The 15866-nt window shown below is 64.3% G+C and carries 15 protein-coding genes; 6 read left to right on the top strand and 9 right to left on the bottom strand.

The features are described from left to right. Window positions 1-381: 381 nt before the first annotated feature. The 9 genes from ACFMO5_RS04710 to ACFMO5_RS04670 form a co-directional block, all read right to left on the bottom strand. Window positions 382-657, bottom strand: coding sequence for a cytochrome C oxidase subunit IV family protein (locus ACFMO5_RS04710; protein WP_376791604.1), 276 nt, complete (start codon window positions 655-657; stop codon window positions 382-384). A 114-nt stretch (window positions 658-771) separates the two neighbouring features. Then, the gene (locus ACFMO5_RS04705; RefSeq protein WP_376791603.1) at window positions 772-1353 is read right to left on the bottom strand and encodes a heme-copper oxidase subunit III; all 582 of its coding nucleotides are present in this window, start codon (window positions 1351-1353) and stop codon (window positions 772-774) included. Window positions 1354-1424: 71 nt separating this feature from the next. Continuing rightward, entirely contained in the window at window positions 1425-3302 is a 1878-nt protein-coding gene (ctaD, locus tag ACFMO5_RS04700) for a cytochrome c oxidase subunit I (RefSeq protein WP_376791602.1), read from the bottom strand. Between the two features lie 10 nt (window positions 3303-3312). Further along, window positions 3313-4332, bottom strand: coding sequence for a cytochrome c oxidase subunit II (gene coxB / locus ACFMO5_RS04695; protein ID WP_376791601.1), 1020 nt, complete (start codon window positions 4330-4332; stop codon window positions 3313-3315). 966 nt (window positions 4333-5298) lie between these two features. Next, window positions 5299-5550 carry a helix-turn-helix domain-containing protein gene (locus tag ACFMO5_RS04690; protein ID WP_376791600.1) on the bottom strand — a complete coding sequence of 84 codons (252 nt, stop codon included), beginning with the start codon at window positions 5548-5550 and terminating at the stop codon, window positions 5299-5301. A gap of 47 nt (window positions 5551-5597) precedes the next feature. After that, window positions 5598-6026 carry a transposase gene (locus ACFMO5_RS04685; RefSeq protein WP_376791599.1) on the bottom strand — a complete coding sequence of 143 codons (429 nt, stop codon included), beginning with the start codon at window positions 6024-6026 and terminating at the stop codon, window positions 5598-5600. After that, the gene (locus ACFMO5_RS04680; RefSeq protein ID WP_376791598.1) at window positions 6023-6235 is read right to left on the bottom strand and encodes a hypothetical protein; all 213 of its coding nucleotides are present in this window, start codon (window positions 6233-6235) and stop codon (window positions 6023-6025) included. The genes ACFMO5_RS04685 and ACFMO5_RS04680 overlap by 4 nt, the downstream gene beginning before the upstream one ends. Beyond that, window positions 6226-6615 carry a helix-turn-helix domain-containing protein gene (locus tag ACFMO5_RS04675; protein WP_376791597.1) on the bottom strand — a complete coding sequence of 130 codons (390 nt, stop codon included), beginning with the start codon at window positions 6613-6615 and terminating at the stop codon, window positions 6226-6228. The genes ACFMO5_RS04680 and ACFMO5_RS04675 overlap by 10 nt, the downstream gene beginning before the upstream one ends. After that, complete coding sequence (locus ACFMO5_RS04670; RefSeq protein WP_376791596.1) at window positions 6554-7114, bottom strand: IS607 family transposase; 561 nt, start codon at window positions 7112-7114, stop codon at window positions 6554-6556. Before ACFMO5_RS04670 ends, ACFMO5_RS04675 begins: the two co-directional genes overlap by 62 nt. 190 nt (window positions 7115-7304) lie before the next feature. Here ACFMO5_RS04670 and ACFMO5_RS04665 point away from each other — a divergent pair, with 190 nt between their 5' ends. The 6 genes from ACFMO5_RS04665 (at window position 7305) to aroC (ending at window position 15857) form a co-directional block, all read left to right on the top strand. Beyond that, window positions 7305-7760 carry a MarR family winged helix-turn-helix transcriptional regulator gene (locus ACFMO5_RS04665; RefSeq protein ID WP_376791595.1) on the top strand — a complete coding sequence of 152 codons (456 nt, stop codon included), beginning with the start codon at window positions 7305-7307 and terminating at the stop codon, window positions 7758-7760. 146 nt (window positions 7761-7906) lie between these two features. Next, on the top strand, window positions 7907-8974 hold the full coding sequence (locus ACFMO5_RS04660) for an ATP-binding cassette domain-containing protein (RefSeq protein ID WP_376791594.1): 1068 nt from the start codon (window positions 7907-7909) through the stop codon (window positions 8972-8974). Between the two features lie 10 nt (window positions 8975-8984). Then, a complete protein-coding gene (locus ACFMO5_RS04655) occupies window positions 8985-9764 on the top strand; it encodes an ABC transporter permease (RefSeq protein WP_376791593.1) in 780 nt (259 codons plus the stop codon). A 665-nt stretch (window positions 9765-10429) separates the two neighbouring features. Then, a complete protein-coding gene (locus ACFMO5_RS04650) occupies window positions 10430-11173 on the top strand; it encodes an alanyl-tRNA editing protein (protein WP_376791592.1) in 744 nt (247 codons plus the stop codon). Window positions 11174-11347: 174 nt separating this feature from the next. Beyond that, window positions 11348-14527, top strand: a complete 3180-nt coding sequence (ileS, locus tag ACFMO5_RS04645) for an isoleucine--tRNA ligase (protein WP_376791591.1) — start codon at window positions 11348-11350, stop codon at window positions 14525-14527. A 157-nt stretch (window positions 14528-14684) separates the two neighbouring features. Beyond that, a complete protein-coding gene (gene aroC / locus ACFMO5_RS04640) occupies window positions 14685-15857 on the top strand; it encodes a chorismate synthase (RefSeq protein ID WP_376791590.1) in 1173 nt (390 codons plus the stop codon). The last annotated feature ends 9 nt before the right edge of the window (window positions 15858-15866 follow it).

Below are 15866 nucleotides of genomic sequence, written 5' to 3'. Positions count from 1 at the left end.
GGGGCGGCGATGCCGCCCCCTCCGCGTTTTTTGCAGTGCAGGCCGCATAGGCACTTGCAGCCCCCGGAGATTTCAAAGGATCCTCCCTACAGATTGCGGCGCTGAGGGATCGGGACGACTGCCAAGCCGATGATCGCCGCTGCTTTTTGGAGGCCTAGTGGGGGACTTTTGGGGGAGCCGCCAAAGGCGGCCTCCGGCTCCTAGGGGCTTCTTTCTCTCCGCAGCCCTTTCGGATGCGGGGAGAAGTAGAGGGCTTCTGCGCTTCATATTCGTGCTTTCAATTGGGGTTTTCGGGGGCTGGGTCGGGGTCGAAGGCCCCGGCACAGCCCCGGAAAAAATTTCCTCCCCCTCCATACTCCGAAAACGGGTGAAGGATTTAGTTTATGTCCGGAATCCGAAGTACACCCAGATCAGCATCCCCACCAGCAGCAGGGCCAGGGGCCACGGGTAGGCAAAGAGCACTGCGTACAAACGGGAGTCGAATTTCAAGTGCATGAAGTAAAGTAAGATGAGCAGCCCCTTGGCGATGGCGAACCCCAGCAGGAAGGGCAGCTGGGGCACGGGGAGGCTGATCACGCTGATTTCCAAGAAGGTGAGGATGATCAGCACGATCCCCACCAGCACGTAATTCGGATGTTTGTGAGCCCGGACCTCCATCGTTCCCCCTTGAGCGATCGGCGATCCCTTCGATTGTTTCTTCCACTGATTGTTGGCTATGACCGAACGTGCTTTCAAGCGGAGGGGTCATCTGCTTTGCCTGTCCCTGAACGCTCAACGCATCAGATACACCACCATGAAAATCGCCACCCACACCAGATCCACAAAATGCCAGTAGAGCCCCACCGTCTCCACCAGGACATCGTTCTGAGGCGAGAGGCGACGACGCAGCCCCAGGGCCACGCTCAAGATCCAGATCACCCCCACCGCCACGTGGGCGGCGTGGAAACCGGTCACCGTGTAATAAGCAGAGCCGAACACATTCACGCTCGGTGTCAGCCCCTCGTGGAGGTGCTGGGTGTATTCCAATGCCTTCAGGATTAAGAAGCAGATCCCCAGCCACGCGGTGGTCAACAGCCAGGCGATGGAGGCCCGCCGGTTCCCATCCCGCAGATGGGCCAAGGCGAGCACCATCGCGACGCTGCTGGTGAGCAGGATGATGGTGTTGATGGTGGGAATCGACAGGGTCAGGGCTTCGTGGGCCGTCGGGCCGCTGGTCACCCGGTTGTGCAGGACCAGGTAGGAGACGATGAGGGAGGCGAAGAAGATCACCTCGGAGGCCAGGAAGATCCAGACCCCCAGTTTGCGGCTATCGATGGCGATCTCTGAACCGAGCGTGGGCGAATGGTTGGCCATCTCTTCCCCCTCTCAAGATAAAGGCAAGGGACAGCGCGAGACTTTCCTCCACCAACTACCAACGATACGAGCTATGCTTCGTGGGCTTCATGAGCTTCCGGGAAGAGCGGCTGCGTAGCCCAACGGGCCATCCCCAGGGCGAACAAGATAACGCCCACGGGAATGAAGATCCAGTGGGTGACCAACCCCAGGGCGAAGAGCGTGAGGCCAGCCGCGATGATCAACGGCCATATGCTGGGGCTGGGGAGATGGATGGGCTCCGTCGGGGCGTCTTCCCCTTTGTCCTGGCGATCGTTCCCTTCCGCGATCCCCTCGATCAGCTGCGGGTGCGGGTTGCCTGTGTATTTCAGATCCCACGCCGGCCGGCGGCTGTGGACCACCGGGATGCGGGCGAAGTTGTACGCCGGCGGAGGAGAGGAAGTCAACCATTCCAATGTATGGCCATCCCATGGGTCCGCCGGAGCTGGCTCACCGGCGGTTAGGCCGCGGGCAATGTTGATGAAGAACACCACGAATCCGAGGGCGAGGATGAAGGCGCCCACGGTGGCCAGCAAGTTCAGACCCTCCCAGCCCAGGCCCGGGGCATACGTGTAAATCCGCCGGGGCATCCCGGCCAGCCCCAGGAAGTGCATAGGGAAGAACGTCAGGTTGAAGCCGATGAACTGCAGGGCGAAGTGGAGACGTCCCAGGCGCTCGTCCAAGAAGCGGCCGGTGATCTTGGGGAACCAGTAATAGATCCCCGCCACGATGGCGAACATCGAGCCGCCGAACAGCGTGTAGTGGAAGTGGGCGACCACGAAGTAGGTGTCCGTCACCTGCCAGTCCACCGGGACGGCAGCGAGGAACAGGCCGCTGAGCCCGCCGATCACGAAGAGGGCCACGAAGGCGGCCGCGAAGAGGAAGGGCGTCCGGTAACGCACCGCCCCGCCCCAGATGGTGGCGATCCAGTTAAAGACCTTGATCGCGGTGGGCACGGCCACCAGCATGCTGGCGGCGGAGAAGAACGCGTTCACCACGTCCGGCAGCCCCACAGCGAACATATGGTGGGCCCATACGGTGAATCCGATGAATCCGATGGCCACGGAGGAATAAGCCACCGCGGTGTAACCGAAGAGAGGCTTGCGGGAGAAAACCGGAAGCACCTCGGAGACGATCCCCATCGCCGGCAGGATCATAATGTAAACCTCCGGGTGGCCGAAGAACCAGAAGAGGTGCTGCCAGAGGAGGGGATCCCCACCCGCCGCCGGGTTGAAGAAATGGGTGCCCAGGTGGCGGTCCAGAAAGAGCAGGAAGAGCGCGGCCGAGATGCTCGGCATCGCGAACAGAATCAAGAAAGCCGTCACCATGGTGGTCCAGGCGAAGAGGGGCAAGCGGTTCAGGGAGAGACCCGGCGCCCGCAGCAGGAGGATCGTGGCCACAAAGTTAATCGAAGAAGTGATGGAGGAGATCCCCAGGAGCTGCAACCCCAGGATCCAGAAGTCGATGCCCGTGCCCCTCGAGAAGGTCTTCGCCGTCAGGGGGGCATAGCCGAACCACCCGGCGTCTGGGGCGCCGCCCAAGAGGAAGCTCAGGTTAAGGAACAACCCGCCCAGCCAAAACATCCAGACCCCAAACGCATTGAGACGGGGGTAGGCCATATCCCGGGCCCCGATCATTAAGGGGACCACATAATTCCCCAGGCCGGCCAGCACGGGCATCACGACCAGGAAGACCATGGTGGTGCCGTGCATCGTCAGGACCTGGTTGTAGGTCTCCCCCACCAACACCCGGTTGTTGGGAACCGCCAGCTGGGTCCGGATGAGAAGGGCTTCCAGGCCACCGATCAGAGCGAAGAACCCGGCGCCCAGGATATATAGGATGCCGATCCGCTTGTGGTCTACCGTGGTGAGCCAGGAAAGCAGCCCCCGCTCCTCATACGCCCGGGGCATTGCGAGCGTCTGACTGGCCATTCTTCCCTCCTTACTTCAGGGACGAGAGGAAGGCAACCAACGCCTGGATCTCATCGGGCGTCAGGCCCAGACGAGGCATCAGGGAACCCGGCTTGACCGCCGGCGGGTCTTCGAGCCAGCGGGCCATATTCTCCGGGGTGTTCTCCAGGAGGCCGGCCGCGATCGTCGTTCGGCTGCCCACGTGGGTGAGGTTCGGCCCGACCTTGCCCTGTGCGGGCGTGCCGTCAATGGTATGGCATCCGACACAGGCCTTGCTCATGAAGATCTGGTATCCCTGCTGGGCGAGGGGATCCGTTGGCTGGGCAGCAGGTGCCCGCTGGGCCTCGGCCCAGCGCTGGAACTCAGACGCCGATACCACACGGACCTGCAGCCGCATGTTCGCGTGGGAGATCCCGCACAGCTCGGCGCACTGTCCATAATAGACCCCTTCCGCATCGGCTTGAAGCCAGAGGGTGTTCTCCCGGCCGGGGATCGCGTCCATCTTCCCGCCCAGTTGGGGCACCCAGAAGCTGTGGATCACATCCGCCGAGGTCACGATCGCCCGGATGGGCTGTCCGACCGGGATCACCAGCTCGTTGGCCGTGGTGATCCCCAGGGTGGGGTATTGGAATTCCCACCACCACTGATGGCCGATCACCTTCACCGGCATAGCGTCTGCCGGCGGTTGGGAGGTCGCCGCCATCGTCCGCCAGGTCATCGCGAAGATCACGGCCAGGCCAACAGCGGTCGCCGTCGTCCACGAGATCTCCAGCGCGTTGTTCCCATGGATCTGGGGAGGCACTGCCTGAGGGTCTCGTGCCCGAAACCGGAGGACGGCATAAAGGAGGAGCGTCTCCACCAGGATAAAGACGCCGGCAGTGATCAGCAGAATAAACCAGAAAAGCTCCGCCTCCGCGCGCCCCTTAGGGGAGACCGGCGCGAGGATCGAAGGGCTCTGGGCTGCACATCCAGTGAGCCACCCTCCCAGAAGCAATATCCCCTTCGTCCATCGCCCGGTTCGTCCTCGTGCTTCACCGTGGCCCTGCGCCATCCATCGGCCTCCTGCGGTCAGGAATCCCTGGCAATCCGCTGTCCAGTTAATGATGCTACTTTTCATCGAAATTGTCAAGGCGGGTTGTTGATTTGATAAACTTTTGTGGATTCTCGCATCCATTTTTGGGATATTCTCAGGACTGTTCGCGGGGAAAGGATCCGCCCTTTGCTTCTTCACTGTTCCGTGATACATCATCATCTATTTCACCCGGAGGGGTGCTCTAGACGACCGGCCACTCCCTGCTTCCTCGACCGGGCCCTCACAGACCAGGCTCAGAGGCCCGTTCCGCCACAGCGCCGATCGCCACAGGCCAACGGAGTCCCTGTGCGATCCTAGGTCAGACAACGCTCGTTTGAACCCTCCTCCGCCCACCCCGCCCACAGCCCATCTTCGGTGAATCATTCCAAAACCCGCTCCTCCCGTACCCTCCCCACGCATCGCGCCCAAGGATCCGGATCTCGTCCCCTTCGCCATCAAAATGGACGCGAACCGTTGGGCCGGCCGCCCATTTCCCCACCCGAACCGCTTTCCCCCACAGATTCCCCTTCCCCGTCCGATCCACCCTTCGCGTCCCCACGACCTCCCGCCGCTTCTCCAAACTCGCCCCACCCTACCCGCATCCCGATCCGTCTGCACCACCTTTGGAAGATATCCCACCCCTTGCATCGCTTTCTCCAACCCCCTGAGCGCCACTCCCATGCTCCCTTTTGTACGTTCCGAAAGCAAACCATATCCCCCTTTTCGTCCTTCTACGACATTGAACCACCAGCCCCCCTTGTTTGCTTGAAATCCGCCTGGACCACCCCCCGCCCAGGGGATCCGCTCCCGCTGCTCCTCCCGCACCTTTGGAAACCCCTCCCGCCGAAGGATCTGATGAAGGGTCCCCTCCGAGGGAACGTTCGGGATCCCTTCCCGCAAGAGCTTCCGTCGGATCCACCGGCCCCTCCACCGGGGATGGGCTTGTTAGATCTCCCGAATCCGCTGGCGAACGGCTTCGGGCGTCGGGAGGGGATGAGAGGTTTTGGGGGCACAGGACGGGTAGGCCCAGGCGTCCCATCCCCCACGCGCAAAGGCCTTCACCCAGCGGATCACCGTCCAGACGCTGCACCCGATGCGCTGGGCCATCGCTCGATCGGTCCACCCTTGTTTTCGCAGCTCGACCATCCGCACGCGGTCCTTATCATCCGTTTGCGTGGCGGTGGGCTTCACCAGCACCTGCCCATTCAGTGCCGCACCTCCTCCGGGGGATAGCCAACCTACGTTTAGGTGACAGGTACCTTCTCTGCCCCCACCCACCCGCATCGGGAACAGCGGCGGGTAGAGGGAAAATCCGGCAGGGCCTCGATCCACTTCGCTCCATACCATTGGGCCTTGTAGGCCAGGAACCGAAGGAATATCCCCCACACGTTCAATGGCTCCACCCCGAGGACCGGCTTGGGTCTCGCCAGCCCAGTGGTGACTGGGTGGAGAAAATCGCGGCGGAGGTTCCGGATCCGCCGATGCCACCGCGCCAGCCGCCAGGAGGCCTGGGCGGAATTTCGGGATCCTTTCTGCTTTCGGGAAAGCGGCCGGGAGCGGCGGCGCAACCGCCGCAAGGCCTTCGCCAAGGGTTTGGGCGCCTTCATCCGCGTCCCGTCTGACAGCACCAAGAACGAAGAGAGCCCTAGATCCACCCCCACCGGCTCCCTCATCCGGAGGATGGATCCGGGCGCTCGACCTCACATGTGAGGCTCACAAACCACCGGTCGGCCTCCCGGGAGATGGTGGCCGGGAGGATCTTGGCCTTCCCCTCCGCCCGCAGGACCAGGAGCGGGTCCGTGCGCTCCTTGGTCCGGACCTTCCCAATGTGGGGAAGTGGCACGTGGCGGGGAAAGACGCGAATGGAACCGGTCAAGCGCACCTTATGGTCCTCCAGGGACTTCTTCCGCTTAAAGCAGGATCTTCCCGCTCTTCCCGCGCGCCGGTTCCGGAAGGCCCGCTCGAGATCCCGGAAGGCTTCCTGGGGGCGCACTTGGGCACCTCAGCCCACCAGGGGGCCTGCGTTCGCTGCCACCGGTTCCACTCCCGGTGGAGGTCGATGGCGGAGGGCGGACAGCGACCCGATTGGATGGCCCGGAGACACCGGGCGAGGCCCCCGTTGGAGGTGAAGCGGGCCGCCCCCACGTGTTTCACCAGGGCGATCCGTTGGCCGGCATTGGGGCCCAACGAAAGGCCTGCCTTACCCGAACCCCATGGCCTCCAGGGCGCGCTGAGCTCGGCGCCGCGCCGAACGGCGCCCATACCGGCGGCGGCAGGCGGCGGTGAGGATGTCCAGAAGATCCCGCTCCCAATCGTCGAGCACCTCACCTTCCTCCACCACCACGATCCGCTTGCCCGCCGAGGCCAGGGCCGCCTCCAACAGCTCGAACCCGAACGGGGTCAGCCGGTCGCGGCGCTCCACCACGATCCGGCTCACCTTGGGATCCTTGAGAACTTTGAGCAGCTTCCTGCGCCGGCTGTTGATCCCCGATCCGATCTCCGTCACCACCACCCACTCCGCCCAGCCTTGCTCCCGGGCGAAGGCCTGGAGCCGCTCCACTTGGCGCTCCAGGTCCTCCTGCCGGTCGGCGGAGGCGACCCGGGCATAGAGCACGGTGCGGCCTTCCGGGAACGGCTCCTCCACCAGGATGGTGCCGGTGGGCAGCTGCCGGGCGGGAACGGGAAGCTTGCCCGCCTTGAACCATCGCCAGGCGGTGAGATAGCTGATCCCCTGCCGACGGGCCCAGTCGGAAAGTTTCATGACGGATGCCACCCCGACGGAATCTGAAATGGATGATGGCAAAAACGGCAGCTGCTGTCAACCCCGGCCGCTCACATCGCCAGGGAGGGAAAAGCAGCAGACGCAAACTTGACAGGAGGGGAGGTCGCATTACAATTCACATTGCTAACTTTTAGCAAAGGCAACTATCTTCCCGGAGAGGCATACAACGGTGGGGACCGGGGGATCGATCGACGAGCGCATCCTGGCCCAGCGGATCCTGGAAACGCTCCACCTGGTGATGCGGAGGATCTGGGCCGAGGTGAAGGGGAACCACGAAGGGGTGTTCCCGGCCCAATCCTACCGCTTGCTCGGCATGCTGGCCCGTCGGCCATACACCCTGACGGAGCTGGCCCGCGCCCAGGCGGTGCGTCCCTCCACCGTCTCCCGCGCGGTTCGCGCGCTTTCGGATCTGGGCTGGGTGGAGATGGAGCGGGATCCAGCGGACCGGCGTCGGGTGTGGATCCGCCTCACGCCGGCGGGACGGAGGGTCCTTCGACGACTTCAGCTCCGGGCCGCGGCCCGGCTGGGGCGACGGCTGGCCCGCCTGAGCCCGGAGCAACGCCTCCTGTTGGCCCAAGCGATGGATTTGTTGCAACAGGCGATCGGAGGGGATAGTCCACATTAACTTCCACCCTGGACTTTGAACAAACTTGCCCATTTCCTCCATGTTGGAGTGGTTGGAGCTTGCCCCGCATAATGGGAAGGCCCGGACGAGAGGTCAGGCCGCTCGGTTGTCCAAGGTCCAATTCCAACGAAACAAGAAGATTTCGCATGGTGGGGCAGCGTGCCTTCAGCGCGTTCTCCGCTGCGCTGAACGACTTTGAAATCTCGGGAAAGGAGGCGGTGATGGAGGCCATCGAGGCAGAGCGTCTCACCCGACGGTTTGGAGACTTCACAGCCGTACGGGAAGTCTCCTTCACGGTTCGGGAGGGGGAGTTGTTCGCCTTCCTCGGCCCCAACGGGGCCGGCAAGACCACGACCATCAATATGCTCTGCACGCTGCTGCGGCCGACCTCTGGCACCGCCCGGGTGGGCGGCCGTGACATCGTGCGGGAGCCCCACGAGGTGCGCCGGCGCATCGGGCTGGTGTTCCAGGATCCCAGCCTGGATGACCGGCTGACGGCGTGGCAGAACCTGCAGTTCCACGCGCGGCTGTACGATGTCCCCCATCGGATCTTCGAGGAGCGGGCGAGGCGCCTGCTGGAGCTGGTGGAGCTCACCGATCACGCCCATCAGGAGGTGCGGACGTTCTCCGGGGGGATGAAGCGCCGGCTGGAGCTTGCCCGGGGCCTGCTTCATCAACCCAAGGTCCTCTTCTTGGATGAGCCCACCCTGGGTCTGGATCCCCAGACGCGCCGCCATATCTGGGAATACATCCTCCGCCTGCGGGACACGGAGGGGACGACCGTGTTCTTCACCACCCACTATATGGACGAGGCGGAGCGGGCAGATCGCATCGCCATCATCGATCACGGCCGCATTATCGCTTTGGATACGCCGGACCATCTGAAGGCGATGATCGGGGGGGATGTCATTCGGATGCGGACCAGCGACGATGTTCGCGCGGCGAACCGGGTGCGGGAGGCGCTGGGGCTCGAACCGCAATTGACCGAGGACGGAGTGCACATCGAAGCCTCCCAAGGCGATCAGCTGATCCCCCGCTTGCTGGGGGTCCTGCAAAACGGCCTGGAGCCTCCCTTGATCGTCCACAGCATCAGCTTGCGGCGGCCCAGCCTGGAGGACGTGTTCATCAAGCTGACCGGACGCGCGATCCGCGAGGAGGAGGCCTCGCCGCTGGAGAGGATGCGCCTGGGCCATCGACTTTGGAGCCGGAGGTGAAAACACCATGATGTTTTTGAAGACGGTCTATACCATCTGGTATCGGGATCTTCTGCGGTTCCTCCGAGATCGCTCCCGCATCCTCAGCTCCCTGGGGCAGCCGTTGCTCTTCCTAGTCGTGTTCGGGAACGGCCTGGCCCCCGCGGTGGCGGCAGGGATGGGTGGGGTCGATTTTCGCGCCTTCCTGTTCCCGGGCATCCTGAGCATGGCCGTGCTCTTTACCGCGGTTTTCTCCGCTGTCTCCATCGTCTGGGACCGGGAGTTCGGCTTCCTCAAGGAGGTGCTGGTGGCCCCGGTCTCCCGGACCGCCGTCGCGTTGGGGAAAGTCGCTGGTGGCAGCACCACGGCGCTGATCCAGGGGCTCCTGATCATGCTCCTCGCCCCTCTGGTGGGCGTGCGCTTCAACCTTGTTCAGGTCCTCACCCTGATCGCGATGATGATCATGCTGGCGGCGACCATGACCTCCTTCGGCATCCTCATCGCGGCCCGTATGCGCTCCATGGAAGGCTTCCATATGATGATGAACTTCCTGTTGATGCCGATGTTCTTCGTGAGCGGGGCCTTCTTCCCGCTGCGTCAGGTGCCCCTCTGGATGGAGTGGCTGGCCCGGGCGGATCCCGTGGCCTATGGGGTGGACGCGATGCGCCAAACGGCGTTGAGCGGTCTGGTCCCGGAGCCGGTCCTGCGGGCGCTCACCCTCCATCCCCTGGAGATCAACTTGCTTGCCCTGATGGCCTTCTGGATGCTCTTCTTGATCCCAGCGGTATGGCTGTTCAGCCGGACGGATTAAGGGTTCCGTCCTCTCTTGAGCATTCTACCCCTGCGCGGCCGCTCGGCGGTTGTTGTCCCTTCTCGGGATCGGGGGTTGACAGTCCTTCTCGGTCTCTGTATAGTTTTAAAAAAGCGGTGCGGACCGCCGATGCGGCCGGCACCCCATGGAAAACCCACGAGCGAAAAATCATCATCGCGGATTGGGGCAACTGCCTTCCGATTGGGCCAGTGAATATTCCCAAACGGCGATGACGGAGACGAGTAGGCCCGGTCTGTCGCGCTCAGCGAGTCCGGGATGGTGGGAGCCGGATGCCGACGCCGGGCTGAAGATCCCTCCCGAGCCGGTGACCGAACGCCTGCCAGGGGCGGGCCAGTAGGCTCATCCGGGATTCGCCCTCCCGTTACCCAGGGCGCGGGGATCGGAAGAGACGGGCCGGCAGCCCCTCCCTTTGGGGCTGTAGGGGGCCGATGGAATTCCTGTCCCCGTCAGGAGCAGCCCGGTTCAACCGGGAAGCAGGGTGGTACCGCGGGAGCCATCGGCTCTCGTCCCTCTGGGGCGAGAGCCGATTTTTTTATGGCGGGATGGGAGCGATCCACCGATCGGGGGGAAGGGCTTGAGTTGCCAATCCCTGAACTCCTTGAAGGCAGGGCCGTTTCGGCCCCCTCATCCCGCTGAGACAATGGATGGAACAACCCGGAGCGGAGGAGCCGCTGATGGAGACCCGGCTGCTTTATCAGACCGATGCGTACCAGCGGAGTTTCGAGGCCACGGTGATCGCCGTCGAGGGGCCGGCGGTGGCGCTGGACGCCACCGCCTTTTACCCCGGCGGCGGGGGGCAGCCTCATGACCTCGGGTGGCTCACCGATGGGGCCCGCACGTGGCGGGTGATCGCCGTCCGCCGCCAGGGCTCGCTGGTCTGGCACGAACTGGAAGGCGAGCCCCCCACGGTCGGACAAACGGTTCGCGGGGAGATCGATTGGGAGCGCCGCTATGCCTTGATGCGGACCCACACAGCCCTTCATATCCTGTGCGGTGTGGTCTGGCGGGACTATGGCGCCAAGGTCACAGGGGGCAATATGGAGCCCTTGCGGGGTCGTATGGATTTCGAGTTCGAAACCTTGCGGGGGGAGCTGGTCCGCGAGATCGAGGAGAAGATCAACGCGGAGGTCGCGGCGGCTCGCCCGGTGCGTGTCCATTTTCTCCCCCGCGAGGAGGCCGATCGCAACCCGGACCTCATCCGCACCAAAGTCAACCTCCTCCCGCCGGAGATCCGTGTGGTCCGGGTGGTGGAGATCGAGGGGCTGGATCTGCAGGCCGACGGCGGCACCCACGTGGCCAACACCCGCGAGGTCGGCCGGATCCGCATTGTGGACTACAAGAGCAAAGGACGGATCAACAAGCGGATCGAAATCGAACTCGTGGAATGAAGGGCCCTGGGGCTCTCAACGCTCGCATCACCCGTGTCGGGTGGTCGCTCGAACCCGGCCGGGGAAGGCGTTGAATGGGCATGGAGACCCCGACACCCGAGGGGGTTGAAACGTGGGGCCTTCCGATGGGTGTTGAGGATGATTCCGAAATGAGTCTGTAATTAGGAGGGAATCATGTTCGAACCAGTGCCTGCACGGGTCGATTTTCCGAAATTAGAAGAAGATATCCTGGCGTTCTGGAAGGAGCGGCGTATTTTTGAGCGTTCCATGGAACAAACCAAAGGAGGCCCTCGATACGTGTTCTACGAGGGGCCACCGACGGCCAATGGCCTGCCGGGCATCCATCACGTGCTGGCCCGCGCGTTCAAGGATCTGTTCCCCCGATATAAGACGATGCGAGGGTATTACTGCCTCCGGCGGGGGGGATGGGACACCCACGGGCTCCCGGTGGAGCTCGAGGTGGAGAAGGAGCTGGGGTTCACCTCGAAAGCGGATATCGAACGCTATGGGGTAGCGGAGTTTAACCGCCGCTGCCGGGAGAGCGTGTTCCGCTACGTGAAGGAATGGGAAGTTCTTACGGAACGTATCGCCTTCTGGATCGACCTGAAGAACGCTTACATCACGTTGAGCAATGAATACATTGAGTCGGTGTGGTGGATCTTGCGCCAGTTCTGGGACCGGGGGCTGCTCTATCAGAGCTACAAGGTCGTCCCCTACTGCCCCCGCTGTGGCACGCCCCTCTCGGATCACGAGGTGGCGCTGGGCTATCGGGAGGACACCGAGGATCCCTCGGTGTATGTGAAGTTCCCCTTGCGCGACGAGGAGGGGACGTACTTCCTGGTTTGGACCACCACCCCCTGGACGCTGCCGGGCAACGCCGCGCTGGCGGTCCACCCGGAGGCGATTTATGTGATGGTGGAGCAAGAGCGGGATGGGGCGGTGGAGCGGCTGATCCTGGCTGAGGCCCTCTTGGAGAAGGCGCTGAAAGGGGAATACCGGGTTGTGGCCCGGATGCCCGGGCGGGAGCTGGCCGGGTTGCGTTACCGGCCGCTCTACACTTTCCTCCCCCTGGAGAAGGAGGCCCACTATGTGGTCACTGCGCCCTTTGTCACTCTGGAGGAGGGCACGGGGATCGTGCACATCGCCCCCGCGTTCGGCGCGGAGGACATGCAGCTCGGCCGGGAGCACGACCTCCCCATTCTGGTGACGGTGGATCCCCGCGGGCGCTTTGTCGAGGAAGTGACCCCGTGGCGCGGGATGTTTGTGAAGGACGCGGATCCCCTGATCATCGAGGACCTGCAGCGGCGAGGGCTTCTGTATTTTGCGGGCACTTATCTGCACACCTATCCCTTCTGCTGGCGGTGCGGGACGCCGCTTCTGTATTACGCCCGCGCCTCCTGGTTCATCGAAACCACCCGCTTTAAGGACCGGCTGGTTGCCCTGAACAAAACCATCCATTGGTATCCGCCGCAGATCGGGGAAGGACGCTTCGGCAACTGGTTGGAGAACAATGTGGATTGGGCCCTCAGCCGGGAGCGCTACTGGGGGATCCCGCTGCCGATCTGGGAGTGCGCCCGTTGCGGCCACCGGGAGTGCATCGGGTCTTACGCCGAACTACGTCAGAAGGTGGAGGCCGCGGGCTTCCGTTGGCCTGAACCCTGGGATCCCCACAAGCCATATGTGGATGAAGTCCGCTACCGCTGCGAGCGATGCGGCGACCTGATGCAGCGGGTGCCCGAGGTCATCGACGTATGGTTCGATTCGGGGGCGATGCCGGTGGCCCAGTGGCATTACCCCATGGAGAACCAGGAGCTCTTCCGAGAGCAATTCCCGGCGGACTTCATCTGCGAGGGGGTCGATCAGACCCGGGGCTGGTTCTACTCCTTGCACGCCATCGCCACGCTGCTGTTTGACTCAGTGGCCTTCAAGAACGTGATCTCGCTGGGGCTGGTCCTGGACGAGAAGGGCCAGAAGATGTCCAAGTCCCGCGGCAACGTGGTCGATCCCTGGGAGGTCATCAACGTCCACGGGGCGGACGCGCTGCGCTGGTATTTCTACACGATCTCCCCGCCGGGCCAGGAGCGGCGCATCTCGGTTAACCTGGTGGGCGATGTCGTGCGCACTTTCATGTTGACCCTATGGAATACGTACCGCTTCTTCGTGACCTACGCCCGGCTCGATGGCTTCAACCCCCAAACGGTTCCGGCGCCCCCGGTGGCGGAGCGCCCGCCGCTGGACCGCTGGATCCTGTCGGAGCTGCACACGTTAATCCAAGAGGTCACCGACGCCCTGGAGAATTACGACCCGACGACAGCGGGGCGGCGCATCGCCGCCTTCGTGGATGACCTCTCGAACTGGTATGTACGCCGCAGCCGGCGCCGATTCTGGAAGAGCGAGAACGATCTGGACAAAGCGGCGGTGTATCATACGCTGTACGAGTGCCTGGTGACCTTGAGCCATCTCCTGGCCCCCTTCATCCCCTTCACCGCCGATGCCCTTTACCGCAACCTGGTGGTTCGGGTGAACCCGGGGGCTCCGGAGAGCGTCCACCTGTCCCGATGGCCGGAGCCGGACCCCGCGCGGATCGACGAGCGGTTGCAGCGGGAGATGCGGCTGGTGATGCGATTGGCCAGCCTGGGCCTGGCTGCCCGCAACGCCGCCCGGATCCGGGTCCGGCAGCCGCTGAGCCGGATCGCCTTCCGGGTGCGTGGGCCGGAGGAGGAGGAAGCGGTCCAGCGCCTGGCGGATATCCTTCTGGATGAGCTGAACATCAAAGCCCTGGCGTTCATCCGGGAGCTCCCGGAGGTAGCGGACCCCGAGCTGCACCTCCGGCTGGACCGGCTGGGGCCGCGGCTGGGGGCGCGGCTCCCGCTGGTCCGGGAGGCCCTCAGCGGGCTTCCCGTCGTGGCGGTCATGAACACGTTGCGCCGTGGGGAGACGGTGGCGGTTCAAGTGGATGGGGAGATCGTGGAGATCGGCCCGGAGGATATCGAGGTGCGCTACCGGCCAAAGCCCGGGTGGGTCTTCGTAGAGGAAACCGACTACGTGGCCGCCGTATGGACCGAGCTGACCGATGAGCTGCGGAAGGAGGGCCTGGCTCGGGAGGTCGTGCGGCGGATCCAGGAATTGCGCAAACGGGCCGACTTCGACATCGCCGACCGCATCGTCACCTATTATCAAGCGGATCCGGCCTTGGCGGAGGCGATCGCCGCCCACGCCGCCTACATCCAGGCGGAGACCCTATCGGAGCAGCTGCTGGCGATGGCCCCGCCCCCTTCGGCGGAGGCGGTTGAGCGCGTGACCATCGACGGCATGGCCCTCTTCCTGGGAGTCCTTCGGGTCGCGAAGGGCTAAGACTTCGGCTCGGGGTTGGAGGCCGCCCTCAGCGGCCCCCAACCCCGAAGGGGTCGCTTTCCCGCTCCCCGTAGCCCTTCGGGCTGCGGGAAGGAGCCGTTCATCGTTCCGCTGCATGTCCCCAAAACGGACGGGGCGCCACAGGAGGAGCCTGGAGATGCCGCTGCGGCTTTTGACGACTGGGGAATCCCATGGGCCGGCCCTGGTGGCCGTTCTGGAGGGCCTCCCCGCAGGGCTTCCGGTCGACCTGGAAACGGTGAACCGGGAGTTGGCCCGTCGACAGCAGGGTTTGGGGGCGGGCCCCCGCATGCGGATCGAGACGGACCGGGTGGTGATCCTCAGCGGGGTTCTGGAGGGCCGCACCACGGGGGCCCCGATCGCGCTCCAGATCGAGAACCGAGACCACGCCAAATGGCGGGGGCGGGCGATCGAACCGATGACGGTGCCCCGTCCGGGGCACGTGGACCTGGCCGCCGCGCTGAAATACGGATACCGGGATCTCCGTCCGGGCTTGGAGCGGGCCTCCGCTCGGGAGACCGCGGCCCGGGTCGCCGCGGGCGCCCTATGCAAGCAATTCCTCCAAGCGTTCGGGATCACGGTGGGCAGCTACGTCATCCAGATCGGACCGGTCCGGGCGGCGCTTCCGGATGACCTTCCCTATCCGGTTCGGTTCGAGCGGGCGGAGGCGGATCCGGTCCGTTGTCCGGACCCGGAGGCCTCGGCCCGGATGCAAGCGGCCATTGAGCAGGTGATCCGAGAGAAGGACACCTTGGGTGGAGTGATCGAGGGGGTCGCCCTGGGGGTGCCGCCCGGCCTCGGCTCCCACGTGCAGTGGGACCGACGGCTCAACGCCCGGCTGATGATGGCGCTGGGCAGCATACCGGCCGTCAAGGGCGTGGAGATCGGGGAGGGGTTTGCGCTCGCCGCCCGCCGGGGGACCGAGGCGCAGGATGGGATCTTCCGGGAAGGCGAGGCCCTGGTCCGACGCACCAATCGCGCCGGGGGGATCGAAGGCGGGATCTCGAACGGCTCCCCCATCGTGGTCCGCGTGGCCCTCAAGCCGATCGCCACCACCCTAACCCCCCAGCCCTCCGTGGATCTCCGGACCGGCCAGCCGGCCGAGACCCGCTACGAGCGCTCCGACTTCTGCCCGGTCCCCCGAGCCTGCCCGATCGTGGAGGCGATGATGGCCTTCGTCCTCGCGGACGCCCTGCTGGAGAAGCTGGGCGGGGACACGATGGAGGAATGCCGGAGCCGCTTCGAGGCCCTCCCCCGGGCCCGGTTGAGGGATCTCCCCCTCGACGGCGAGCCTCACGTCTTCTGGCCGTGAAGGGGATGT

The organism is Thermoflexus sp. (genome assembly GCF_042408365.1).
Lineage (GTDB): Bacteria > Chloroflexota > Anaerolineae > Thermoflexales > Thermoflexaceae > Thermoflexus.
This window is presented reverse-complemented; position numbering and strand designations above follow the sequence as displayed.